This is a genomic window from Serratia sp. NFX21 (genome assembly GCF_048517035.1).
In the GTDB taxonomy this organism is placed as follows: domain Bacteria; phylum Pseudomonadota; class Gammaproteobacteria; order Enterobacterales; family Enterobacteriaceae; genus Serratia; species Serratia quinivorans.
The window spans coordinates 2,276,348-2,299,617 of the sequence record NZ_CP183196.1 but is presented as its reverse complement, the minus strand read 5'-3'; the positions used below and the strand labels follow the sequence as shown (position 1 = coordinate 2,299,617).

Genomic DNA, 23,270 nt, shown 5'->3' with positions numbered 1-23,270 from the left:
TCGATGAGCCTGATTGTAAATAAACTGTATCACAGCTACAAAAAAAACCCAGAGATGCCGGGCCACCAGTGCGGAGAAATCGGAGGTGGATCCTAATATTGTCGACGAATTGCCCACCCAGTCAGGTGCCTTGACCTGATGCAGCATAAAAATCAGCATTTAATGCTAAAAAACTCCCTTCGGGTTACACGCCTGCCCAAGCTTCAGAAAGCGGGTGAAAAGTACGGTTTTTTCAGCGCTCATGGGCAAACAGCGGCGGCACAGCAGCACTTTTCTGCCCGCAGCCGCTCGCTGGGTATAGTTAAGACAGCCTGGGAGACTCAATGATATAATTAGCAAATCTGGCTCAAGGACGCGCGGTGCGTATGAAAGTAAAATATCTGATCTATTTTTTTACCTTTGCCCTGATGTCCTCTTTCGCCCTGTTCATTTCCGACGAGTTGGTCGAGGCCGAAACCGGCTATCGCGACAACCAGCTTAACCTGTACAAAATTACCCGCGCCAAACAGATTTCAGAGGCTTTTCAGGCCACCTTATTGGCGCACCGTCTGAAACGCCTGAGCCTGGTCGATCCTCATATTACTTCGCAGCAATGGCAGGAAGCGGATCGAATAGCTCGGGAGAAAATTGCCCGCTTTCGCCCCCATATTGACAGTGATATCTCGCAACAGCTTGGCATTCGGCAAAAAATCGCTGCACTCTCCATGCTCAACCTGATGGAACAATTGCTCAATAGTGACAATCTGCAGCTTTCGCTCGTTACCGATGCCAATGCCAACGCCAACCTGTTTAATATCAACAGCGCCTACTACATTTCTCAGGCCAGCAAAAGCTATTACCGCTATAGCTACGACAACCGCATGGTCGATGCCGATTCCTTTCTGTTTCTGGAAGCCGTACGGCTGAATAACCGGCTGAACCTGTCCGTCACCGAACTTATCGATCAGGTTATCGATGTCAATATCAACCCGTTGGAGCGTAAAGTCGCTTATTTGAAAGCCGTTCAGCTCACCGGGGTATTAAGTTCATTAAGCGCCCGGCTGATATTTATGAAGCTGAGCTATAACGATGTGCAAACCACGTTCCTGGTGAATGATATTCTTGAACAAATATCGACCAAAAAGATCGGCCAGATTACCAACGGACTCTATACTGCCGTCGATACTCACAGTCTCTATCCCACCAGTTCAATTTATCAGTACGTTAAAAACCTGACAGAGCTTTCACAACGGCTTTTCCAGCGTAGTTTTGAAATGGAGATCGCCGCCTCTCAGCATAAGATCTATAACAGCCAGACAGCCATTTACGGCATGATTTCCCTGGGTGGCCTGATCGCCCTGTTTATTTTTCTGCCAACGCTGGTTTACTGTTCAAATATCAGCCGCTGGTTAACGAAAACGCATAATAATATTTTTCGGCTGTCGCGCGGGAATATGAACATAGTGCCTAATGAGGTGTTTTACGGCCAGGAGTTAATGGCCATCAGCGATGCCATTAAACAACTCAAACAGTATCAGTTGGAAAAGGTCACGCTGGAAAACGAAAAACACCTGCTGATCAAAGAGCTGGAAGCCTCTTCATTCCTTGACCCCTTGACCAACATCTATAACCGGCGCAAATTTTTCCGCGAGTGCGAATCGCTGGCCGCCAGCAGCTACCCGCTGGCCTTCTGCCTGATTGATATTGATAACTTCAAAAATCTCAATGACAGCTACGGCCACCATGTCGGCGATCTGGTGTTGGTCGCCTTCGGTAAACTGCTGCAGAGCACCTTCCGCTCCAGTGATATTTTCTGTCGCTATGGCGGTGAGGAATTCGCCGTGATCCTCGGGAACTGTACGCTGGAGAATGCACGCGAAGTGATGTCCAAGCTACGCGAGCGAACCCACCAATTAACCCTGACAATAGCCGATGGGCAAAAGGTTTGCTTCACCACCAGCTGTGGCATTGCCCAGGTGAGCGACATCCGGCTGTTGCCAACGGCGATCAAACAGGCGGATGAAGCGCTCTATTTCAGTAAAAATAACGGTAAGGACCGGATCGGCATTTACACCCCGACCGGTTTTATCTGAATTGTTGTTTAAAATAATTAACATTATAATTTTTATGACTAATTAGCCTAAGTCATTCACCTTACAGGCTTATCTGGCTTTTCTGCCGCCATCCTGATGGCAAGCCAGCATAAAGGCACGTTTAATCCTCGACCCGCTCCGATGAATTGTGGTGTGATGCAGCTTCAATAACAGGATAATCCGGGTATACTCCCCCCACTTTTTTTGATTATCCGGATTTGGACACGCGCCTGACGAGGATGCAGTAACGCGCTATGACTCAATACGCCTCCCCGATTTTGACATCACTGCTTGATACTGATGCCTACAAGCTTCATATGCAGCAAGCAGTGTTTCATCGCTATCCCGCTATCAGCGTGGCGGCGGAATTCCGCTGCCGTGGTGACGAGCTGCTTGGCGAATATGCCGACGAAATTGGTGCGCAAATCGCACTGATGAGCCAGTTGGCGCTGACAGACGCTGAGTTCGACTATCTCTCAGGGCTGCCCTTCTTCCGTGAGGATTACCTGAACTGGCTGCGCGATTTCCGCTACGATCCGCAACAGGTCCAGATCGAGAACCACGCGGGCAAACTGCATATTCGCATTGCCGGCCCGTGGCGCGAAGTGATCATGTGGGAAGTCCCACTGCTGGCGGTAATCAGCGAAGTGGTACATCGCCATCGCTCACCGGATGTCACGCCAGAGATGGCGGTAGCTCATTTGCGCAACAAGCTCGCACAGTTTAAAGCCATGAGTAGCGATGTAGATATTTCTCGCTTCAAGCTGATGGACTTCGGCACCCGCCGCCGTTTTTCACAGGCTGTGCAGCAGGCGATCGTCGGCACGCTGAAAAACGAATTCCCGTATCTGGTGGGGACCAGCAACTACGATCTGGCGCACCAGCTTGATCTTGCACCAGTTGGTACCCAGGCCCATGAATGGTTCCAGGCTCATCAGCAGATCAGCCCGGTGTTGGCCAACAGCCAGCGGGCGGCACTGCAGGCCTGGCTGGATGAATACCCGGATCAGCTTGGTATTGCACTGACCGACTGCATCACCATGGATGCCTTCCTGCGTGATTTCGGCCCGCAGTTTGCCCAACGCTATCAGGGCCTGCGCCATGACTCAGGCGATCCGTTCGAATGGGGCGAAAAAGCCATCGCGCATTTCCAGAAGCTGGGGATTGATCCGATGAGCAAAACTCTGGTGTTCTCCGATAACCTGGATCTGGACAAAGCACTGGCGCTTTACCGCCACTTCTACCAACGCGTCAACCTGGTGTTCGGTATAGGTACGCGTCTGACCTGCGATATTCCCGGGGTTAAACCGCTGAATATCGTTATCAAATTGGTCGAATGCAAAGGCAAACCAGTGGCTAAACTCTCCGACAGCCCGGGTAAAACCATCTGTCAGGATCAGGCCTTTGTAAAAGCGTTACGCAAAGCCTTCGATCTGCCGCTGGTAAAAAAAGCGAGCTAGCCCCCCAGCCCAATGAACGTTAAAAAGCCGGCTGAAGACCTCACGCCGGCTTTTCCTTCTTTATATAGTCCTTCCCGTTGTTCCCTTTTCGCCCAGCCCCAAGAAATGTTGCACCAATCCGGCGATTTCTACTTGTGCTCTGCACCGCGGCAAGTAACATAGCAACATCCCCATATTCTTGGGTTATAAGCTATTTCTAAACCAAATTATTAAAGAGAGAAATCTATGAGCGTAGTGCCTGTAGTCGACGTACTGCAAGGCCGTGCTGCGGTTGACAGTGAAGTCACCGTACGCGGTTGGGTGCGTACCCGGAGAGATTCTAAAGCTGGTATCTCCTTCCTGGCCGTCTATGACGGTTCCTGCTTTGATCCGTTACAGGCCGTCGTTAATAATTCTCTGCCGAATTATCAGGATGAAGTGCTGCATCTGACCACGGGCTGTTCCATTGAAGTCACCGGTATTGTGGTGGCATCTCCGGGCGAAGGTCAGAGTTTCGAACTGCAGGCAACCGCGATTAAAGTGGTTGGCTGGGTTGACGATCCGGACACCTACCCGATGGCGGCCAAACGTCACAGCATCGAATACCTGCGCGAAGTGGCTCACCTGCGCCCACGCACCAATCTGATCGGTGCCGTTGCCCGCGTACGTCATACGCTGGCACAGGCCATTCACCGTTTCTATCACGAGAACGGCTTCTTCTGGGTTTCCACCCCGCTGATCACCGCCTCCGATACCGAAGGTGCCGGTGAAATGTTCCGCGTTTCAACTCTGGATCTGGAAAATCTGCCGCGTACCGATAAAGGTGCGGTCGATTTCAGCCAGGACTTTTTCGGCAAAGAAGCCTTCCTGACCGTTTCCGGCCAGTTGAACGGCGAGACCTATGCCTGCGCGCTGTCGAAAATTTACACTTTCGGCCCCACTTTCCGCGCCGAGAACTCCAACACCAGCCGCCACCTGGCGGAGTTTTGGATGATCGAACCGGAAGTGGCGTTTGCCGATCTCGAAGACATCGCCGAGTTGGCGGAAAAAATGCTGAAGTATGTATTCCAGGCCGTATTGAACGAGCGTATGGATGACATGCAGTTCTTCGCCGAGCGCGTAGACAAAGATGCTATCGATCGCCTGCAGCGTTTTGTTACTTCTGACTTTGCTCAGGTTGATTACACCGAAGCGGTGGAAATCCTGATCGCCTCAGGTCAGACTTTCGAAAACCCGGTTTCCTGGGGTATCGACCTGTCTTCCGAACATGAGCGTTATTTGGCCGAGAAACACTTCAAAGCGCCGGTAGTAGTGAAAAACTACCCGAAAGACATCAAAGCTTTCTATATGCGTATGAACGATGACGGTAAAACCGTTGCCGCAATGGACGTTCTGGCTCCGGGCATTGGTGAAATCATCGGCGGTGCTCAGCGTGAAGAACGTCTGGACGTACTGGATCAGCGTCTGGAAGCCATGGGGCTGAATAAAGAAGACTACTGGTGGTATCGCGATCTTCGTCGTTACGGCACCGTTCCTCATGCCGGTTTCGGTTTGGGCTTTGAGCGTTTAATCGCCTATGTCACCGGCGTGCAAAACGTGCGTGATGTCATTCCGTTCCCGCGGACTCCACGTAATGCAACCTTTTAATTAATCAGATAATACATTTTCTAATTAATTTAGTTACAAAACCAAGGCCAGCTTTGCTGGCCTTTCGCATTTTTTAATATTGACGCGCGTCACAAAGTTCCCTGAATATTACTTTTTGTTACAAATGCTTTCATTCTGATACCTCATTGCGACATTGGTAGCATTTTCGTTCTAGATTAACCCGCCCGTGAATGGAACACTGCGTGCAGACACAGGACGACACCAATCTATCAACAATAGTTCCAAAAGAATTATTGGCGGCAGTGGCAAAGGTGTCCGAATAACACCAATGAGGGTAATATAATGATGAAGCGCAACATTCTTGCAGTGGTAATCCCGGCTCTGTTAGCAGCTGGTGCAGCAAACGCTGCTGAAATCTACAACAAAGACGGCAACAAACTGGATCTGTACGGTAAAGTTGACGGTCTGCACTACTTCTCAGACGACAAAGGTAATGATGGCGATCAGACCTATGTGCGTTTCGGCTTCAAAGGTGAAACCCAGATTACTGACCAACTGACCGGTTACGGCCAGTGGGAATACAACGTTCAGGCTAACCACGCTGAATCTCAAGGCACCGAAGGCACCAAGACTCGTCTGGGCTTCGCGGGTCTGAAATTTGCTGACTACGGTTCATTCGACTACGGCCGTAACTACGGCGTACTGTACGACGTGGAAGGCTGGACAGATATGCTGCCAGAGTTCGGTGGCGATACTTACACCTACACCGACAACTTCATGACTGGCCGTACCAACGGCGTTGCTACTTACCGTAACAACAACTTCTTCGGTCTGGTTGACGGTCTGAACTTCGCTGTTCAGTACCAGGGTAAGAACGAAAACGACGGCCGTGCTCTGAAGAAACAAAACGGCGACGGTTGGGGCCTGTCTTCTACTTATGACATCGGCGAAGGCATCAGCTTCGGTGCTGCATACGCATCATCTGACCGTACCGACGACCAGACTCAGCTGTCTACCGCTAAAGGCGACAAGGCTGATGCGTGGACCGTGGGTGCTAAATACGACGCGAACAACGTCTACCTGGCAACCATGTACTCAGAAACCCGTAACATGACTCCATACGGCGAATCTGACTTCACCATCGCTGACAAAACTCAGAACTTCGAAGTGACTGCACAGTACCAGTTCGACTTCGGTCTGCGTCCAGAAGTTTCTTACCTGCAGTCTAAAGGTAAAAACCTGTCTAGCCGTACCGCAAACGGCTCTAGCTTCGGCGGCGGCGATGCCGACCTGGTTAAATATGTTTCTGTTGGTACCACTTACTACTTCAACAAAAACATGTCTACCTACGTTGATTACAAAATCAACCTGCTGGACGAGAACGAATTCACCAAAGCTAACGCCATCGCTACCGACGACATCGTTGGTGTTGGCCTGGTTTACCAGTTCTAAGTTGTCTCACTTAACGGCGGTTCACCGTCGACTAAGTTAAAAAACAGGGCTTCGGCCCTGTTTTTGTTTTTGCGTCCCCCTAAATTTTTATCCTGCCAAATCCCCCTTCCCCCTCATTTTTTATGCTGAATATGCGTCCTTCACAAGATCGAGGTGTTTTTCTCGCAAACGGTTGGCAAAGGGCATAACTGGCGCTACCCTGATGCTTCTGTCTGCTTAACTCCGAGCCATGGAAGCACCTGACATGTTTGAAAAAATCACTGCTGCACCTGCCGATCCGATCCTGGGTCTGACCGACATTTTCCGCGCTGACGCCCGCCCTAACAAAATCAACCTGGGGATTGGCGTTTATAAGGATGAAACCGGTAAAACTCCGGTGCTGACCAGCGTTAAAAAAGCTGAGCAGTATCTGCTGGAAAATGAGACCACCAAAAACTATCTCGGCATTGAAGGTATTCCGGCGTTCGCCAACTGTACGCAAGAGCTGCTGTTCGGCAAACAAAGCCCAATTATTGCCGACAAGCGTGCGCGCACTGCACAAACTCCTGGTGGCACCGGCGGCCTGCGTGTTGCAGCTGACTTCATCGCCAACCAGACCAGCGCGAAACGCATCTGGATCAGCAACCCAAGCTGGCCGAACCACAACAACGTGTTTGGTGCAGTCGGTCTGGAAGTGTTGGAATACGCTTACTACGACGCCGCCAATCATGCGCTGGACTTCGATGGTCTGCTCCGCAGCCTGCAACAGGCTCAGGCCGGCGATGTGGTGCTGTTCCACGGTTGTTGCCATAACCCAACCGGCATCGACCCAACGGCTGAGCAGTGGGCACAATTGGCCGAGCTGTCTGTGGCTAACGGTTGGTTGCCACTGTTTGACTTCGCATACCAGGGCTTTGCGAAAGGATTGGAAGAAGATGCTCAGGGCCTGCGTATTTTTGCCGCCAAGCATCAGGAACTGATCGTCGCCAGTTCTTACTCGAAGAACTTCGGTCTTTACAACGAACGCGTGGGTGCCTGTACCGTCGTTGCTGCTGATGCAGAAACCGCCGATCGTGCCTTCAGCCAGGTGAAAGCGGCTATCCGCGCCAACTACTCCAACCCGCCGTCACACGGTGCTGCCATTGTGGCAACCATCTTGGGCGACGATGCGTTGCGTGCGCTGTGGGAGCAGGAACTGACTGACATGCGTCAACGTATTCACCGCATGCGTCAGCTGTTTGTGAATACCCTGCAGGAGAAAGGCGCTGAGCAGGACTTCAGCTTTATCATCAATCAGAACGGCATGTTCTCATTCAGCGGGCTGACCAAAGAACAGGTTCTGCGTCTGCGTGAGGAATTTGGCGTCTACGCCGTTAACTCCGGCCGCGTTAACGTTGCCGGCATGACACCAGACAATATGGCGCCGCTGTGCGAAGCCATCGTCGCCGTGCTGTAAAACCGTCGCGCGACACATAGCAAAAGGGGCGCTCAAAGCGCCCCTTAGTTATTTCTGCCGGAAATAACTTACCAGATGGCCGGCTCTTCACGCAGGAACGGGTTGGTTTCACGTTCTTGACCGAAGGTCGACATTGGCCCATGACCTGGAATAAACGCCATGTCATCACCCTGCGGCAATAACTTGGTGCGGATAGAGTTAATCAACGCCTGATGATCGCCTTGTGGAAAATCACTGCGCCCGACGCCGCCGTTAAACAGCACGTCGCCCACCAGCGCCAATCGCGCCTGATCATTAATAAACACGATATGGCCAGGAGTGTGGCCAGGGCAATGCAGCACCTTGAGCGTCATTTCGCCCACCTGCACACTGTCCCCTTCTTCCAGCCACTGGGTTGGCGTCAGCGGTGCGCACTCTTCCAGCCCAAACATGCGGCTCTGCGCAGGCAGGCCATCGAGCCAGAAAGCATCCCTCTTATCCGGGCCGTAGATCGGCACCTGATAAAACTCTGCCAACTCAGCGGCCGCGCCAACGTGATCGAGATGACCATGCGTCAGCAGGATCTGCGTAACGGTTACGCCCTGCCTGGCTATTTCGGCCTTCAGTTTTTCAGGTTCACCGCCGGGATCGACCAACGCCGCCTGCTGGGTGCTCTCACACCAGATCAGGCTGCAGTTCTGACTAAAAGCGGTAACGGGAATAATGTGGTATTTCATAAGGCTCCAACGACAACGGCGCCACACCCTGCCGGGCTGGCGCTACTCACTTGTGGTGCACAGCGATTACCAGGTCCGCACCGGGCCGGTATCGATGTGTACGAAGTTGCTACGTGGGTAATATCCTACACCACCGGCGCTCATTTTTAACGCCGCTTTACGGATATTACTCAGTTGGATGCCTTCGATATGGAAGTCCATCGCCTGGCCTTTGGTGTGGTAGCTGTGCTTGGCCACACCGCGACTGCGTGCACGCAGCTCATTGTTGGTATCCAGGGAACGATAACCTGAAACCAACTGCACCGGCTTGTTGGTGCCCAACAGACCTTGCAGACGGTAGAGATGATCGAACAGACGAGGATCGATCGACTTGACCTTATTGGCACGATAATCACGGAAGAGATGATTAAGACGGACTAATTCGTCTTTATTATATCCCTTACCGTCGAAGAATTCGGCTTTAAGCGATTCGCCCGTATGCATATTATTTACAACCAGAATACGCGGGCGCGAAGTAGAAAGACTGGCAAAGGCTTGCCCAGGGAGCAGCGCTATGCCCACAGCGGCGCTACCTAACGCCAGCCATTTACGGCGATGATGATCAATTTTGTCCATGTTTCTGTTAAACCCGGCAAGAATATCAAAATATATGCACAAAACAGCGCACTGCCCGAACCATAACCGCCCACACTGGCTGAGTCAACCCGTGATGTCCCGCGGTTTGCAGGCACTCACGCAATGAGTGCCTGCAACATGGCCCGATATTCTGACCGTTATTTATTTATAATTACTGCATTTATTGCATTAATTTTTCGGCCTGAGCCAAAATTTGTGCGCCCGATCTCACCGTGTCATCATAATTGTAAATATCTGTGCGGAATTGTGGTTTTCCATCATCAGAGACCCAGGCGGTTAAATAATACAATTTAACCGGAATATGCTGGCGGATATTTACGAAGGTGGTATTACCCTGTTTCAAGGTGGAAGAAACACGGGTGTTGTTCCAACCGGCATCCTGCAGCAGCATATTCGCCAAATCCGATGCCTTGTTGACCCGAACACAGCCGGAACTTAAGGCGCGGATGTCCTTCTGGAACAGATTATGGTTGGGCGTGTCGTGCAGATAGATAGCGTCCGAACTCGGCATGTTGAATTTAAAACGCCCCAATGAGTTGGTCGCTCCCGGAGCCTGACGGATCCGATACGGGAAATTACGAGGCGAAATCATACTCCAGTCGATCATTGCCGGATTAATCACCTCGGCATCGTTGCTCCACCCCGAGAGCACGGTATAGCCATGCTTCTGGAAGTAGCTGCCGTCACGCATCGCCTTCGGCACGATATCTTCACGCACCAGCGTAGTCGGTACGTTCCACGGCGGGTTCACCACCACATTATTCAATGCGCTGCTCATCAACGGCGTCTTGCGGCTAGGCCGACCCACGATCACCCGAGAGGAAAGCACTTCATTGCCGTTTTGGTAGTAGGTCAACGAGTAGTTAGGAATATTAACCATAATACCGGTATCGACATGGCCGGGTAGTATGCGTAACCGCTGGATATTCAGCGCCAACAACGAGGCTCGTATTTGCGGCGTTACGTTAAGCCACTCGCGAGTGCGCACGCCAATGACGCCGTCAGCACTCAGACCCTGCCATTTCTGGAAACGCTTAACGCCCTCCACCAGGTCGGGAGTATAGCGATTATCGGTAACGGTCACCGGGCTTTCTGACTGCTGCGAAAAAGGCGATTGCGGCGTTGGGACGAGATCTTTGACCGGGGCGGCGGCCGGGCTGACAACGGCACTCTGACTGTCACGACTTTTTTCTTCATCTACTGACAGGCCGCCGTCGTCAGGCTCATTACGCGAACCGGTCAATACCGCAGGGGGATCCTGCACTTCCACCGGTGCCGTAGAAGGCGTCAGCATGCCGTTACGCGCCAGGATCTCACGCAAGGCAGGAATATCACTACTCAGTTGATCCGGACGCAGGCTTGGGCCATTGGCCATTTGTGGCCACGGACGACCATCGGCCAGCATATCCCGCAGGGCCTGATGCATCTTGGCGTATTGCGGATGCTGCGGCGCCAGCGTATTGACATAAGCCAGCGTCTTACCCTGACGCAGCGCCAATTGCCACTGGTTAATCACCGTATTGGGTGGCAGACCAAGCTTGTAAGGAATGTTGCTGTACAGCCAATTATTGCCGTTGGCACCGATGGACGAAACAAACTGTAAATAGCCCAGCATCGCATCAGACAGCACCACATCGCGCGCCACGTCGGTAATCGCCGGGTTGGTCAACAGCTTCACCCATTGGGTAAACTGCGGCTGTACGCCGGACATCGCCAATTCGGCCAGTTGCTGCTGAAATTGCTGAACCGCTTCCCGATCCTGCCACATCAATTGCATCCGGTTCGCCGCGTACAAAGGAGCCAGCGTCGAAAGATAATAGGGTGTAATGCCCTTCGGCAATGCCGCAAGCAGTTCCGAACGGCTTTGCGCAACTGACATGCCGGATGACGCCACCGGAAACGCAGGAACGGTTGCCCATACGGGTAACGACGACGCAAGACCACATGCGATTGCGCAACTTAACGCCAGACGCCGCACAGTGTTTCCATTTCTAAGCAACATCCATTGCCCCCTGTATGCTCACAAAAAATATAACCAAGACAACTTATTAGTTTCAGTATACGAATAGAAAAGCCATTTTGCCCTTTGCTGCCTATGAATAACTGTTATTTCATTAGGCTACCCGGTTTTCGGCACAGAAAAAAGCAGGACTATCATCCTCCCGCACAAAAAAATAGCCACCCCAGGGCGGCTATTTTCAGATTATTAGCGGGCTTTTTTTGCGTTTACGGCGTTTCTGCCGCAGTAACACCCAGAACCGGCGGCTCATTGGCAAAACCGCGCAGCCCCACTACGTGTACATGTTCATGATTCTGGAACACTTTACGCACCAGCTTATAAGTCGTGCCTTTTTCCGGGCTGATATTTTCCGGTGCCGCGATGATCAGCTGCATTTCCAGACGATCGCACAGCTCGAACAGCGTGGCGATGGATTTGGCATCCAGTCGCGCCGCTTCATCGAGGAACAGCAGGCGGCATGGGGAAATATCTTTACCGCGCAGGCGGCGAGACTCTTCTTCCCAGCTCTGTACCACCATAACCAGAATCGACATCCCGGTACCGATCGCTTCCCCGGTAGACAACGCGCCACTCTCGGCACGCAGCCAACCGTCGGAGCCGCGGAAGACTTCCACTTCCAGCTCCAGGTAGTTGCGGTAATCCAGCAGCTCTTCGCCGATGGTCTGTGGCGTACGCTGCCCCATGTCAATCTGCGGGTTCAGACGCTGATACAGCTTGGCCAAGGCCTCCGAGAAGGTCAGTCGGTTGCTGTTGAACAGGTCCTGATGCTGTTCCTGTTGCTCGGAAAGCACGTCCAGCAGCGTCGCATGCGCTTCACGCACGTTGACGTTCAATCGCACGCTCTTCACCTGCCCGAAGGAAACCGCCTGCAGGCCCTGGTTGAGCATGCGAATACGGTTCTGTTCACGCTGGATGGTTTTGCGAATGATGTTCGCCACGCTCTTGGAACTGATTGCCAGTTTCTGCTCACGCGCGGTCAACTCTTCGGTCAGGCGGCCCAGTTCGATCTCCATCTGTTCGATGGCCTCAACCGGGTCGTCGGTACGAATGATATCCTGACGAATACGCTCGCGCAGATGCTGATAGACCGCAATATAGAACTGAATTTTGCGTTCCGGGCGCTTGGGATCTTCCGACAGGCGCAGCACATCGCGCAGATGTTCGTTATCCGACACCGCCAGACGCAGCGCACCGAGTGCCTTATCCGACATTGAGCGCAGCTCGTCACCGTCCATATAGGCCAGTTCGCGGCGGTGCAGACGACGTTCAACGCCATTGTCTTTCACCAGGCGCATCACGGCGCACCAACCTGCTTTGGCGGTGACCACCTGCTCACGCAGCTGATAATAGTCGCGCTCCAGCTTGCGCAGTTTCTTCTGCAGGCTGTCCATTTCCGCTTCGCAGAAGGTCAGCTGTTTTTCCAGTTGGTTACGACGTGCGCGGTTGGTGCTCAGGCCCGCATGCAATTCATCACGACGAGTGCGCGCACGGGCTTCGGCATTGGCATCCGCCTGCACACCGATATCTACCAGTTCCTGACTCAGCTCTTTGAGCATGTCGCGCTTCGCGTCATACGAGCTTTTCAGCGATGCCAGCACCTGGCTGTACTGGGTAAACTGGGTCTGATACTGGCGCAACTGCTCACGGGCACGGGTACGTTCCGCTTCCGCATGCTCCAGACGCTGGCGCAGCTTGTCGTTGAGATCGTTATTGGCATTTTGCATACCGGCAGAGTCGGTATAGCTGAAGTGCGCGCGACGCTGCACCACTTCAATCAGGGCAAACGCCTGCTGCTTGGCCTGACGCTGCACGCTCTGCGCCTGAGTGTAATCCTGTTGCAACTGCTCGTGCTGCTGCGGATCGCTCTGCAGCACCGACAGCAGCGGCTCCAGCTTGGTCAGGGAAACGCCGTGCTGCTGAATATGACGCGCGGCATCCTGCGCCTCTTCCAGCTCCTCACGGATTTCTTCCACCCGATCCTGCAGGGTTTCATCGTTTAACAATGAAACCAGCGGTGTCAGACGGTTAAGTGCAGAAATGCCCTCTTTCGCCTGATCGTATTGCTGACGCTGCTGCTGGTTCTGCGCTTCATGGTTATTCAGCGCACGCTCGATTTCACCACGGCGGGTATTGAGGCCACGGATCTCGGCTTCCGGATCGGCGTCAAAGGCTACCGCCAGATGGTTACCGATAAAGCGGCTGAAGGCCTGGTGCGAACGCTGGGTTTTCTGCACGTCGAACGACAAGGTGGCATAACGCTCTGCCAACTTTTCCCGCTCGGCATGCAATATTTCCAGGCGATTCTCACGTGCGGCACGGCCAAACAACGGCACAGCCGGGTAACGTGAGTAACGCCACTGGCGTTCGGCAGTTTTAACCAACACCGCGCGGTCTTGTTCTTCGACGGCGAATACGCTGTCATCGAACGACTGCGGATCCCCCTCGATCAGATAGAGATCTTCCGGACAGTCTTCCAACCCTTCCAGCATCTCGCGTACCAGCGACAGATCCGGCACCACAATGGCGTGGCGCGACGGGCCGTACAAGGCGGAGAAGTACGGTGCATCGTCGATGGTGACGTCGTCGTAGATTTCAGACAGCAGCACGCCACCAAAACGTTCGGCCAGCGTGACCAGACGCTGATCTTCGGCGCCGCCAGGCTGGCTGAGACGTTCAATTTGCGCTTCAACGGCACGTTTACCGGCAGCCACTTCGTCACGCTCAACGGTAGTTTCACGTTCGCGCTCCAGCAGTTGCTGCATGTACTCCGTCACCTGCTGGCTGCTTTCAAGCGCTTCGCCACTCTGCTCGCCAAGCTGGCTCAGAGCATCCTGCGCTGCCAACCAAATAGGGGCGCGGGTAGTCAGTTCGCGGATGCGTTGCTGAATTTGCTCCAGCTCCTGGCGCATTTCCATCCGACGCTCGCCGGCATCGCTAACACCCTGCGACAGCGATTCCAGACGCTCTTCCAGCTCTTGTTGCAGGGCATCAAGTTCGTCCGGCTGATACTGCTGGCCATGGCGCTTACAGAATTCCTGCAACAGACGCTCAGCATCCTGCTGGGAGCGCAGACGCTGTTCCAGCTCGCTCAGGCGCATACGCAAAGGTTGCACGCGTTCGGCAAGGTGTTGCTGTGATGGCCAGTCGCGCAGCAATTCGCGCGCGCACTGCCAGGCTTCACTGCGGCTGACCTGACCGGCGATTTTACCCACCAGCTGATATGCCTGTTCAAACTGGCCGTGCGCGGCGTCGGCCACGCTCAGTTTTTGCTCGAGCATCAGCAGTGCTTCTGTCGCTTCCTGCTCGCGCGCCTGGAAAGTATCCAGCCAGTGTTCGGCATTTTCGGCGGTCAGTTCTGGCAGTTGGCACAACGTGCGTGCGCGATCCAGTGCCTGCAACGCCTGCTGATATTGAATGGCGCGGGTCTGCTGCACGTCGAGCGCCTGCTGGTAGTCGGCGAGTTGGCTTTTCAGCTCATCCACTTCCAGTTCGGCTGCCTCGGCACGCGCTTCGTTTTCGGCCTGCTGTTCGCTGGCCTCCGCAACCACTTCATTCTGTTCTTCCAGTCGGTAGGTCAGCTCTTCCAGATCGCCTTCATAACGCTCGATCTTTTCCTGCTGACGCATCGCCGTTTGAACCAGATTCAGGTGATCGCTGGCGGCCTGATAATCGGTTTCCAGATCGGATTCCGCACCGCTCTGCTCCGCCAGTTCGCGCGCCATTTCCACATGACGGTATTGCTCGGCGGCCAACTGTTTGCGGCTGCCCAGCAGATCGTTGCGCAGCGCCAGTGCCCCGTCCAGATGAATGCGCCGCTCATTGGCATGACGCATGTAGTCCGCCGCCACGTAAGAGGTGGCCTCGGAAATCAAATGTTTGAACAGGTCGCGGTCGGATTGGGTCACGCGGATCGCTTCGAGCGTCATGCGGTTTTCACGCAGCGCCGCTTCCATATCCTGGAATGCCTTGCGCACGCCGCTGTTTTCCGGCAACAGGTAGTCGCGCAGCGAGCGGGTGATGGCGCTGGAAATACCGCCGTACAGCGAGGCTTCAATCAGACGATAGAACTTGCTGCGATCGGACGATGAACGCAGGCGTTTCGGGATCACGCCCAGATCGAACATTAATGAGTGGTAATCGGTGATGGAGTTAAACTGCTTGAACTGCACCCCTTCCATCTCTTCGACGCGATCTTTCAGTTCCTGCAGCGACAGCACGCGCGCCTGACGCTCGCCCACCGTTTGGGTCAGCAGTTCCGTCGGCTGCACCGCCGTCGGCAGGCCCTGAATAACGAACGGCTTAATGTCCACCTTGCGGTCACGGCCGGCAACCTGCTGCAGACGGACACCAACGACCACGCGTTGGTGGCGCGAGTTGAGCACGTCGAGGGTCGAATAACACACCCCGGCGCGCAGTTTACCGTGCAGGCCCTTGTCGCGAGAGCCACTGGTGGCACCGGCTTCGGTGGTGTTACGAAAGTGCAACAGCGTCAAATCGGGGATCAGCGCAGTGACGAAGGCCGCCATGGTGGTGGATTTCCCTGCCCCGTTACCGCCGGACAGCGTGGTCACCAGTTCATCGAGATCAAAGGTGCGGGCAAAGAAGCCGTTCCAGTTAACCAACGTCAGCGAGCGAAATTTACCGCGTTCAATCATTCCTGTTCATCCTCTGCACTGTCCGGTGTGGTATCAAGCGGCGAGTCTTCCGCATCGCTCTCATCATTCAGCAACAGGCTGTTTTCAACCGGCATTGCTTCGCCGTCGCGGATCATACGCAACTGAGCTTCACGCGGATCGTCACCACTGCGCACATCGGCGCCAAAGCGGAACACCGCCTCGGTAATACGGAACTTGCTGCTGTCGTTGCCCATGAAATAGACCATGCCCAAACGACGCAGACGGTTCAGTGAAGTACGTACTTTTTCATGCAGCTTCTGGCGATCGAGATCCGAGCCGGTAGAACGCTGATTAACGAACTTCAGCAATTTGCTCTCGTCCGCCAGGCTCAGCAGCTCGTCGTACAGCTCCTGATGGCTGAAAATGCCCTCATGCGCCAGACGTTCCGGGCTGAGATACAGATAGCACAGGATTTTCCCCACCATCATATCCAGCTCGGACAGCACCGAACGCGGGATCAGAGTGGTAGAGCGGGGACGCAGGTAGAAGAATCCTTCCGGCGCGCGGATCAGCTCTACGCTGTAACGGGTGTAGAATTCTTCCAGTTCATCCTGGAAATCCATTAAGAAGGCGTGGTTGTCCAGTTCATCGATACCGATGTGACGACCCGCACGCAGTTGGCTGTCCAGCGCCGGGAACAGCGCGTTAGACAATGCCTTGGCCAGCTTGACTGGCATTATTTGTTCAATATTTGTCGATGACATGGGCCTGGACCTTGGCTCCGTAATCATTGATTGCCTGCCACTGTGCCGGCAACCCTGAAAAATCTGCTTCAGCCACACCAAGGCGCACTGCCTGGTCGACCACTAAACGTGCCACATCGAAATGACGAGCACGCGGATATTGCGCCAGATAATCGCGCATTACCGCCCCTAAATTGAGCGGCATCTGTTGTTCCTGATAAATCTTCAGTGCCTGTTCGATCATTGCCGCCAGTTGCTCACGGATTTCGCTGAACTCTTCGAACTCCAGATCCGGCGGCAGTTCCCCGGTCACTTCCTCGCTGCGTAGCGCCAGTTCTTCGTCTCGCATATCCAGCAGACGGTCGGCATTGGCATGGGTCAGTGTCCATGGGTTGTCGAAATAGTTTTGCACCGACTGACGCAAACGCTGGGCGAACACCCGGTTCTTGTCCATGTCGATCGCGGTACGGATAAATTTATGCACGTGGCGGTCGTAGCCAATCCACAGGTCAATCGCCTGCTGGCCCCAACTGATAATGCGGTCGAGCTTGCTTTGCAGATCGAACACCAGTTTGTCGATAAAGCCCAGTTCCGCGCCACCCAATGTGGCATCCTGAATTCGCAACAGGTTGGCCTGCAGTTTATCGCCCGCCGCCTCCAGCGTATCCTGCAGTTCGCGCAGGGTGCCCGAGGTTTCGGACAGCAGCATCTCACAGCTGGAGATCGCCGCACGCCAGTCTTTATTCAGCAGCGCTGCGATGTCGTCCTTCACGCCCTGCTGCTGTTCATCCATAATTCGCTGGGTCAAATCGATACTGTCGAAGATTTCCGCCACCGAATATTTCAGCGGTGCAAACACGTTGCGGTGCCAGTGGAAATCGTCACCGCCTTCATCGGCAGCGTCGGCGGCGCGTTTGAGCTCCTGCGCCACAATTGACAACTGCATCGACAAACGCAGCGTGGAGAATTCGCGCTGACGGATATAGTAATCGGTAATACCGATGCCCAGCGGCGTCAGACGGTAAATCGCGTTACCGTCCGCCAGTTCGCTGATAAAACGGTTTAACAGGCGCTGGCGCACCATGTCGTTAATCGCATTGTTGGCGCGCACGGCCACCGTTTCATGCGTCTGTTCGAAACCCTTGCTGACATGGCGAAATGCATCAACCAGCTCACCTTCGCTCATCTCGCCGTCCAGCCGCTCGCCGTTCAAAGTGGCGATAGCAAGCAAAAAAGCGAGACGCTCCGTAGGGAGCGAAATAGAGAAATCATTTTTCCGTGCCCAGGCGACCAGTTCGGGTACTGTCTGGGAAAATTCACTCATAGTTCGTCCTTCAGGTTTGGTTTATGCGCCATGACGTGAATATAGCGCCCCAAACTCACGTACGGCTCCTGCCGGCAATAGTGCTGTTCAAGCGCCAGTAACTCTTCAAATTTTTGTGTCTGTAACTGCCTGCTCTGCAGATAATCGTGGAACACCCGCACGCCGGTTTTCCCGCTGATGCGCATGCCCAACTGTTCCAGCCAGCCGTACACCTGCGGTGGACTATGCGGGTACTGCGGCGACAGCGAACGCTTTCTGCGTCTTCTGACCTCTGGGTTCACCAGTTGGAAATTACCCAACACCACGTTACGCATCAAGAGGCCATTGGCGTTAAAGAACATCAATGACAGTGCGCCACCCGGCAACAGGCAATTAAATAACGCCTGCAGCGCAGCCTCAGGTTCGGCGATCCATTCAAGCACCGCATGGAACAATATCAGATCAACCGGCTGTTCCAAGTGTTGACCAATATCCTGGGCTGAACTTTGTATGAATTGCATGTTCTGGCTCACACCTTTCTGCTCAGCCAGCAACGCGGCGCGTTGGATCATCTCACCAGAAAGATCGCACAACAACACCTGATGTCCTAATTCTGCCAATTGGCAGGCCATATGGCCTTCGCCACCGCCGGCATCCAGAATGCGCAGCGGCCGCTGCGGCAACTGGGCCAACAGCGTGGTCAGATCCTGCCAAACCACAGCCTGGCGGATTTTCCCTTTGGTGGTGCCGTAAATATTACGCGCAAACTTTTCAGCAATATCGTCAAAATTGCGATCCTGCATGGACAACGGCTCCGCTGATCTTATCCGGCTGGGGGCAAAGTACCAGCCCATTCAAACCTGCTATTTTGGCACAGACTGGCTTAGAATGAATCTTCTTGCGGCCTGATTGTGCCCGGATGTCGTTTTTTCGCCCAAAAGGACCTGATTTTTGATGCTGTTTAACCTGAAAAAGTTCATTGGTGCCATTTTAATGCCGTTGCCCGCGCTGTTGCTGCTGATGGGACTGGCGCTGTTACTGCTGTGGTTCACCCGTTGGCAAAAAAGCGGCAAGGTCATTTTCACGCTGAGCTGGCTGTTTTTACTGCTTTTCAGCCTGCAGCCGGTGGCCGACAGATTACTGCGCCCGATAGAATCTGAGTATGTCACCTATCGTGGCAATGACCCGGTGAATTATATCGTGGTGCTGGGCGGCGGCTATACCTTTAATCCGGATTGGGCGCCCAGTTCCAATCTGATCGGCAATAGCCTGCCGCGAGTCACGGAAGGTGTGCGCTTATATCTCGCCCATCCAGGGGCGAAAATGGTGTTTACCGGCGCCGGGAGTCCCAAAACCCTGAGTAACGCGGCAACCGCGGCGCAGGTGGCGGAAAGCCTGGGAGTCCCCCGCAGTGATATCGTGCTGTTGGATCGCCCGTTGGATACCGAGCAGGAGGCATTGCAGGTGTCGAAGCTGGTCGGCCAGCAGCCGTTTATTCTGGTGACTTCAGCCAACCATTTACCGCGCGCCATGCGCTTCTTTGAAGCCAAGGGGCTGCACCCGATCCCGGCGCCGGCCAATCAGTTGGCCATCAGTTCACGATTGAATATCTGGGATCGGGTGGTGCCTTCGGCGATGTTCCTCGGCCACAGCGAGCGGGCCTGGTATGAAACGCTGGGCAGCCTGTGGCAACGGCTGAAAGGCTCCGATGAAGTATCTGTCGACTGATCGGCGTTAACCGGTAATCCAGGGCAGCAGTTGTTTGGACGCATAATCAAACGGCTGCCGCTCCAGTTTACCGGTATGAATCAACCGCCCTACCGCTTCCCATACCACATACAACCAACGCCGCATCAGGAAGGATTCCGCTACCGGCGCACGTTGCAAATAATAAAACAGCAACTGGCTCGGCATTCCCGCTTCACATAACCTGAATAACTCATATTCACGCGGTGCCCACAGCATCATTCCGGGGTTGAGCATCGCCAAGAGTTGATCGCTTTTCGGATCTTTCAACATACTGCGCAGCGACAAGTTACCGTGCACCAATACGCAAGGATCGTCGAAGCCGACAAAAAAGTGGGTCAATGCTTCACGGGTGCGATACAACAAGCGGCGATCATCCATCGTCAGCAGCGGCGAGTTGAGATTACCCAAGGTTGACCATAGCACTTCGACCCGCTGTTGATACCAACAGAACCAGTCGTTCTCCTGGGTGCTGTCTACCGTGCCCACGCAGCCATGACTGTCAATGCGGTGCCAGGCCAATACGCCATCGACAATCTGCTCCATCAACGTATTCCAACGATTCGGCGTGCGCGTCGGCGCCTCTACGGACACTCCACGCAAGCGCTCGATCAACAAGATTTCTTTATAGGGTGCCTGGTGCGTATAGACCACGCCATACACCGTCGGCAGGCGAATATCCCCTTCACGTGACAGCATCGACAGCTTGTAAGCTTCTTGTTGGGCGATGCCCTGGCAGACAAAGCTTTTCGCCATCAGCGGGATCGCGTGGCCCTGTTGGTCATACAGTGAATACATGTGGGCATAAGGTTGTTCGCTGATGCGTTCCAACCGGCTGATGGACTCACCCAGCACAATACTCAGTTCGGCGCGTAACTGCTCCATAAGGAAATGGCCTCAAGAGGAAAAGAAGAGACGCTGACATCATCGAACGCTGAACAGAAAAATTCTTCAACGCAGATCAACAAAATGGGGATATTAAGAAGGGAAATCATATTGCCGGCGCGTTGCGTGACGCGCCGGCATTCAATGCTCAGCCTTTGATACTGTCGCGCACGCGCTGCAAATCTTCCTGCGTATCGACACCCACGGTCGGCATTGCCTTGGCAACCGCCACGTGGATTTTTTCGCCGTACCACAGCACCCGCAACTGTTCCAGCAGCTCAATTTGCTCCAGCTGACTTGGCGCCCAGGTAACGTAACGGCGAACAAAACCGGCGCGATAGGCGTAAATACCTATGTGGCGCAACAGGCTGTCGCCGATGCTTTCTTTGGATTGGGCAAAGCGTTCGCGATCCCATGGAATGGTGGCGCGTGAGAAATAGAGCGCATAACCCTGTGCATCCATCACCACTTTGACCGCATTGGGGTTAAAAGCTTCTTCTGCGCTTTCGATAGGCACCGCCAGGGTGGCCATTCCGGCCTGACTGCCCGCCAGATTTTCAGCCACCTGACGCACAATCACCGGTGGGATCAGTGGCTCATCACCCTGAACGTTAACGATGATTTCGTCATCAGCGAACCCATAATGCTCGATCACCTCTGCCAAGCGCTCGGTGCCGGAATTGTGATCGGCCCGGGTCATGCAGACTTCACCGCCTGCCGCTTTGACCGCTTCGGCTACTGCCGGGTGATCGGTCGCGACAATGACGCGGCTGGCGCCCGACTCACGTGCGCGTTCCATTACATGCACCACCATCGGCTTGCCGTGGATATCGGCCAGCGGTTTACCCGGTAAACGGGTTGATGCATAACGGGCTGGAATAATAGCGATAAAACTCATGCGTGTTTCTCATCCAATGACAGCGCTCGCGCTTCATTTTCCAACAGCACGGGAATGCCGTCACGCAACGGATAGGCCAGGCCATCCACTTTGCAGACCAATTCCTGGTTTTCTTTATTGAAATAAAGCTTACCGGTGCAGACCGGGCAGGCAACGATTTCGAGTAAACGGTGATCCATGCTTCCTCCAGGGTGGAGATTTAACGTCAGGAAAGTGCGTGAGGATAGCATAACGCTATGCGCCAGGTTAATCACCGGCTGTTTTGTCGCGGCATTTTTATCTGCCAGGGGGATTGAATTGCCCCCGGCGCAGGCGTAGAATTTTGTGATGAAAGTCACAAAAAAGACATTATCATGATCAAACGTCTTCATAAAATCATCGCCCTGTTTGCCAACTACAGCAACTGAGCCCCCCTTGTAACGAGCGGCGCTGAACATTCGTTTTACCCAAGCCGACAACGCCGTTCGTTATTCCACTTGCCAGCCATTGCCCCACTCAAGGGCCAGCACCGCCGGAATATCCCCCAAAATAACCTGTGACGCACCGTGCCATTTTGCACTGCGGGTTATTGCCTGCCGAATATCCTGCACACGTTGTTTACCAAAGCGAACCTTGGCCTGTGGGTGGAAACTGATGATTTCGAAAATACCCTGCCGACGATGCATTTTTGCATCGATGCGGCCAATCAACTCACCGCGTTGCAACACCGGCAGCGTAAAGTAACCATACTGCCGTTTTTCTTTCGGCGTGTAGCATTCCAACCGGTAATCAAAATTGAATAATTCCAACGCACGGCGACGATCCCAAACCACCGGATCGAACGGAGAAAGCAAAGTGGTCACTCTGGATTTTAACGCCCCTTGTTCTGCCAGTTGCAACTCTGCCGCCAGCGAATGGTGCACGTAAAATTCCCCGTCCAGACCGTCGATCCGCACGGGCAGCACTTCGCCCTGCTGTTGTAACGACGTCAGTAGCGCTTTCGGCGCCACTCGCTTCAAACGGTAGTAATCCGCCAGCCATTCGGCTCTGAAGATCCCCAGGAAACAACAGCTGCGCCTTAGCATTTCCTGTCGGGCATCATCGACAGATAATACATCCCGGCTATCATCCCAGTGAGGTAATAATCTTTCCGTCAGATCGTAAACGCGATGGAAATTGCGCCGTTCGGCTACCATCAATTTACCAGCGGTGAACAGGATTTCGAGATGGCGTTTTTCCGGCTTCCAATCCCACCAGCCGCTGTTGCCCTTCTTCTCGGCGCTAAAATCCGCCGAGCGCACCGGCCCAGCAGTTTCAATATGCTGCAATAGGGCATTTATCGCCGCCTGATGTTCCTGCATCCACTCTTCGGAGTACTTCCAACCCATACCCTGCGGTTGCAGCATTCGGTGACGCAGCAGGCCAAAATCCTCAATGGGTAAAAAGCAGGCCTCGTGCGCCCAGTACTCGAACAGCCGGCGGCCAGCCAGTGCCTGTTCCAGCCATTCCGGCTGGTAGTCGCCCAGACGGCTGAACAGAACCAGGTAGGGGCTGCGCGCAACCACGCTGATGGTATCGATTTGCAGTAAACCCATACGTCCAATGGCGGCAACCACATCGTCGGGCCTGGCTTTGCGTTTCATCGGGGATAGCAGCCCCTGTGCGGCAAGGTGGATCGCACGGGCGGCAGTAAGAGAAATAACCGGGGTGTTCATCCTGATA

The 23,270-nt window shown here is 54.0% G+C and carries 18 protein-coding genes; 7 read left to right on the top strand and 11 right to left on the bottom strand.

Going from position 1 to position 23,270, the window contains the following annotated elements:
• The first annotated feature begins 138 nt into the window (after positions 1-138).
• The 6 genes from ACNT1W_RS10815 (at position 139) to ACNT1W_RS10790 (ending at position 8,006) form a co-directional block, all read left to right on the top strand.
• Positions 139-327 (top strand): hypothetical protein, encoded by a 189-nt coding sequence (locus tag ACNT1W_RS10815; RefSeq protein ID WP_419246757.1) that lies wholly within the window; start codon positions 139-141, stop codon positions 325-327.
• Between the two features lie 38 nt (positions 328-365).
• Positions 366-2,072 carry a GGDEF domain-containing protein gene (locus ACNT1W_RS10810; RefSeq protein ID WP_261129803.1) on the top strand — a complete coding sequence of 569 codons (1,707 nt, stop codon included), beginning with the start codon at positions 366-368 and terminating at the stop codon, positions 2,070-2,072.
• 254 nt (positions 2,073-2,326) lie between these two features.
• Entirely contained in the window at positions 2,327-3,532 is a 1,206-nt protein-coding gene (pncB, locus tag ACNT1W_RS10805; RefSeq protein ID WP_012006159.1) for a nicotinate phosphoribosyltransferase, read from the top strand.
• 225 nt (positions 3,533-3,757) lie between these two features.
• The gene (gene asnS / locus ACNT1W_RS10800) at positions 3,758-5,158 is read left to right on the top strand and encodes an asparagine--tRNA ligase (RefSeq protein ID WP_115182825.1); all 1,401 of its coding nucleotides are present in this window, start codon (positions 3,758-3,760) and stop codon (positions 5,156-5,158) included.
• Between the two features lie 303 nt (positions 5,159-5,461).
• Positions 5,462-6,571 (top strand): porin OmpC, encoded by a 1,110-nt coding sequence (gene ompC / locus ACNT1W_RS10795; protein WP_269149482.1) that lies wholly within the window; start codon positions 5,462-5,464, stop codon positions 6,569-6,571.
• Positions 6,572-6,815: 244 nt separating this feature from the next.
• Positions 6,816-8,006 (top strand): amino acid aminotransferase, encoded by a 1,191-nt coding sequence (locus tag ACNT1W_RS10790; protein ID WP_041418517.1) that lies wholly within the window; start codon positions 6,816-6,818, stop codon positions 8,004-8,006.
• A gap of 68 nt (positions 8,007-8,074) precedes the next feature.
• Here the strand turns inward: ACNT1W_RS10790 and ACNT1W_RS10785 are convergent, their stop codons facing one another.
• From ACNT1W_RS10785 to cmoM, 7 genes are all read right to left on the bottom strand, one after another.
• Complete coding sequence (locus ACNT1W_RS10785) at positions 8,075-8,722, bottom strand: MBL fold metallo-hydrolase (RefSeq protein ID WP_012006155.1); 648 nt, start codon at positions 8,720-8,722, stop codon at positions 8,075-8,077.
• 66 nt (positions 8,723-8,788) lie between these two features.
• Positions 8,789-9,337: a YcbK family protein gene (locus tag ACNT1W_RS10780; protein WP_012006154.1), complete on the bottom strand. Its 549-nt coding sequence runs from the start codon at positions 9,335-9,337 to the stop codon at positions 8,789-8,791.
• A 181-nt stretch (positions 9,338-9,518) separates the two neighbouring features.
• Positions 9,519-11,360, bottom strand: a complete 1,842-nt coding sequence (gene ldtD / locus ACNT1W_RS10775; RefSeq protein ID WP_012006153.1) for a L,D-transpeptidase — start codon at positions 11,358-11,360, stop codon at positions 9,519-9,521.
• Positions 11,361-11,584: 224 nt separating this feature from the next.
• Positions 11,585-16,033, bottom strand: coding sequence for a chromosome partition protein MukB (gene mukB / locus ACNT1W_RS10770; RefSeq protein WP_012006152.1), 4,449 nt, complete (start codon positions 16,031-16,033; stop codon positions 11,585-11,587).
• Positions 16,030-16,758, bottom strand: a complete 729-nt coding sequence (mukE, locus tag ACNT1W_RS10765; protein ID WP_012006151.1) for a chromosome partition protein MukE — start codon at positions 16,756-16,758, stop codon at positions 16,030-16,032. The genes mukB and mukE overlap by 4 nt, the downstream gene beginning before the upstream one ends.
• On the bottom strand, positions 16,739-18,061 hold the full coding sequence (mukF, locus tag ACNT1W_RS10760; protein ID WP_012006150.1) for a chromosome partition protein MukF: 1,323 nt from the start codon (positions 18,059-18,061) through the stop codon (positions 16,739-16,741). The genes mukE and mukF overlap by 20 nt, the downstream gene beginning before the upstream one ends.
• Positions 18,058-18,843: a tRNA uridine 5-oxyacetic acid(34) methyltransferase CmoM gene (cmoM, locus tag ACNT1W_RS10755; protein ID WP_012006149.1), complete on the bottom strand. Its 786-nt coding sequence runs from the start codon at positions 18,841-18,843 to the stop codon at positions 18,058-18,060. Before cmoM ends, mukF begins: the two co-directional genes overlap by 4 nt.
• A gap of 151 nt (positions 18,844-18,994) precedes the next feature.
• Between cmoM and elyC the strand changes: the two genes are divergently transcribed.
• Entirely contained in the window at positions 18,995-19,768 is a 774-nt protein-coding gene (gene elyC, locus ACNT1W_RS10750) for an envelope biogenesis factor ElyC (RefSeq protein WP_017892283.1), read from the top strand.
• 6 nt (positions 19,769-19,774) lie between these two features.
• On the opposite strand, the gene ACNT1W_RS10745 is transcribed toward elyC, so the two are convergent.
• The 4 genes from ACNT1W_RS10745 to ACNT1W_RS10730 form a co-directional block, all read right to left on the bottom strand.
• Positions 19,775-20,671, bottom strand: coding sequence for a YcbJ family phosphotransferase (locus ACNT1W_RS10745; protein WP_419246756.1), 897 nt, complete (start codon positions 20,669-20,671; stop codon positions 19,775-19,777).
• Positions 20,672-20,819: 148 nt separating this feature from the next.
• Positions 20,820-21,569: a 3-deoxy-manno-octulosonate cytidylyltransferase gene (kdsB, locus tag ACNT1W_RS10740; RefSeq protein WP_012006146.1), complete on the bottom strand. Its 750-nt coding sequence runs from the start codon at positions 21,567-21,569 to the stop codon at positions 20,820-20,822.
• On the bottom strand, positions 21,566-21,748 hold the full coding sequence (locus tag ACNT1W_RS10735) for a Trm112 family protein (RefSeq protein WP_012006145.1): 183 nt from the start codon (positions 21,746-21,748) through the stop codon (positions 21,566-21,568). The genes kdsB and ACNT1W_RS10735 overlap by 4 nt, the downstream gene beginning before the upstream one ends.
• A 288-nt stretch (positions 21,749-22,036) precedes the next feature.
• Positions 22,037-23,263, bottom strand: coding sequence for a winged helix-turn-helix domain-containing protein (locus ACNT1W_RS10730; RefSeq protein WP_126501476.1), 1,227 nt, complete (start codon positions 23,261-23,263; stop codon positions 22,037-22,039).
• Between the last annotated feature and the right edge of the window lie 7 nt (positions 23,264-23,270).

Bases quoted from the DNA above. Each gene is read 5' to 3' on its own strand.
- ACNT1W_RS10815 (WP_419246757.1), top strand. From the start codon at position 139: ATGCAGCATAAAAATCAGCATTTAATGCTAAAAAACTCCCTTCGGGTT.
- ACNT1W_RS10810 (WP_261129803.1), top strand. From the start codon at position 366: ATGAAAGTAAAATATCTGATCTATTTTTTTACCTTTGCCCTGATGTCC.
- pncB (WP_012006159.1), top strand. From the start codon at position 2,327: ATGACTCAATACGCCTCCCCGATTTTGACATCACTGCTTGATACTGAT.
- asnS (WP_115182825.1), top strand. From the start codon at position 3,758: ATGAGCGTAGTGCCTGTAGTCGACGTACTGCAAGGCCGTGCTGCGGTT.
- ompC (WP_269149482.1), top strand. From the start codon at position 5,462: ATGATGAAGCGCAACATTCTTGCAGTGGTAATCCCGGCTCTGTTAGCA.
- ACNT1W_RS10790 (WP_041418517.1), top strand. From the start codon at position 6,816: ATGTTTGAAAAAATCACTGCTGCACCTGCCGATCCGATCCTGGGTCTG.
- ACNT1W_RS10785 (WP_012006155.1), bottom strand. From the start codon at position 8,722: ATGAAATACCACATTATTCCCGTTACCGCTTTTAGTCAGAACTGCAGC.
- ACNT1W_RS10780 (WP_012006154.1), bottom strand. From the start codon at position 9,337: ATGGACAAAATTGATCATCATCGCCGTAAATGGCTGGCGTTAGGTAGC.
- ldtD (WP_012006153.1), bottom strand. From the start codon at position 11,360: ATGTTGCTTAGAAATGGAAACACTGTGCGGCGTCTGGCGTTAAGTTGC.
- mukB (WP_012006152.1), bottom strand. From the start codon at position 16,033: ATGATTGAACGCGGTAAATTTCGCTCGCTGACGTTGGTTAACTGGAAC.
- mukE (WP_012006151.1), bottom strand. From the start codon at position 16,758: ATGTCATCGACAAATATTGAACAAATAATGCCAGTCAAGCTGGCCAAG.
- mukF (WP_012006150.1), bottom strand. From the start codon at position 18,061: ATGAGTGAATTTTCCCAGACAGTACCCGAACTGGTCGCCTGGGCACGG.
- cmoM (WP_012006149.1), bottom strand. From the start codon at position 18,843: ATGCAGGATCGCAATTTTGACGATATTGCTGAAAAGTTTGCGCGTAAT.
- elyC (WP_017892283.1), top strand. From the start codon at position 18,995: ATGCTGTTTAACCTGAAAAAGTTCATTGGTGCCATTTTAATGCCGTTG.
- ACNT1W_RS10745 (WP_419246756.1), bottom strand. From the start codon at position 20,671: ATGGAGCAGTTACGCGCCGAACTGAGTATTGTGCTGGGTGAGTCCATC.
- kdsB (WP_012006146.1), bottom strand. From the start codon at position 21,569: ATGAGTTTTATCGCTATTATTCCAGCCCGTTATGCATCAACCCGTTTA.
- ACNT1W_RS10735 (WP_012006145.1), bottom strand. From the start codon at position 21,748: ATGGATCACCGTTTACTCGAAATCGTTGCCTGCCCGGTCTGCACCGGT.
- ACNT1W_RS10730 (WP_126501476.1), bottom strand. From the start codon at position 23,263: ATGAACACCCCGGTTATTTCTCTTACTGCCGCCCGTGCGATCCACCTT.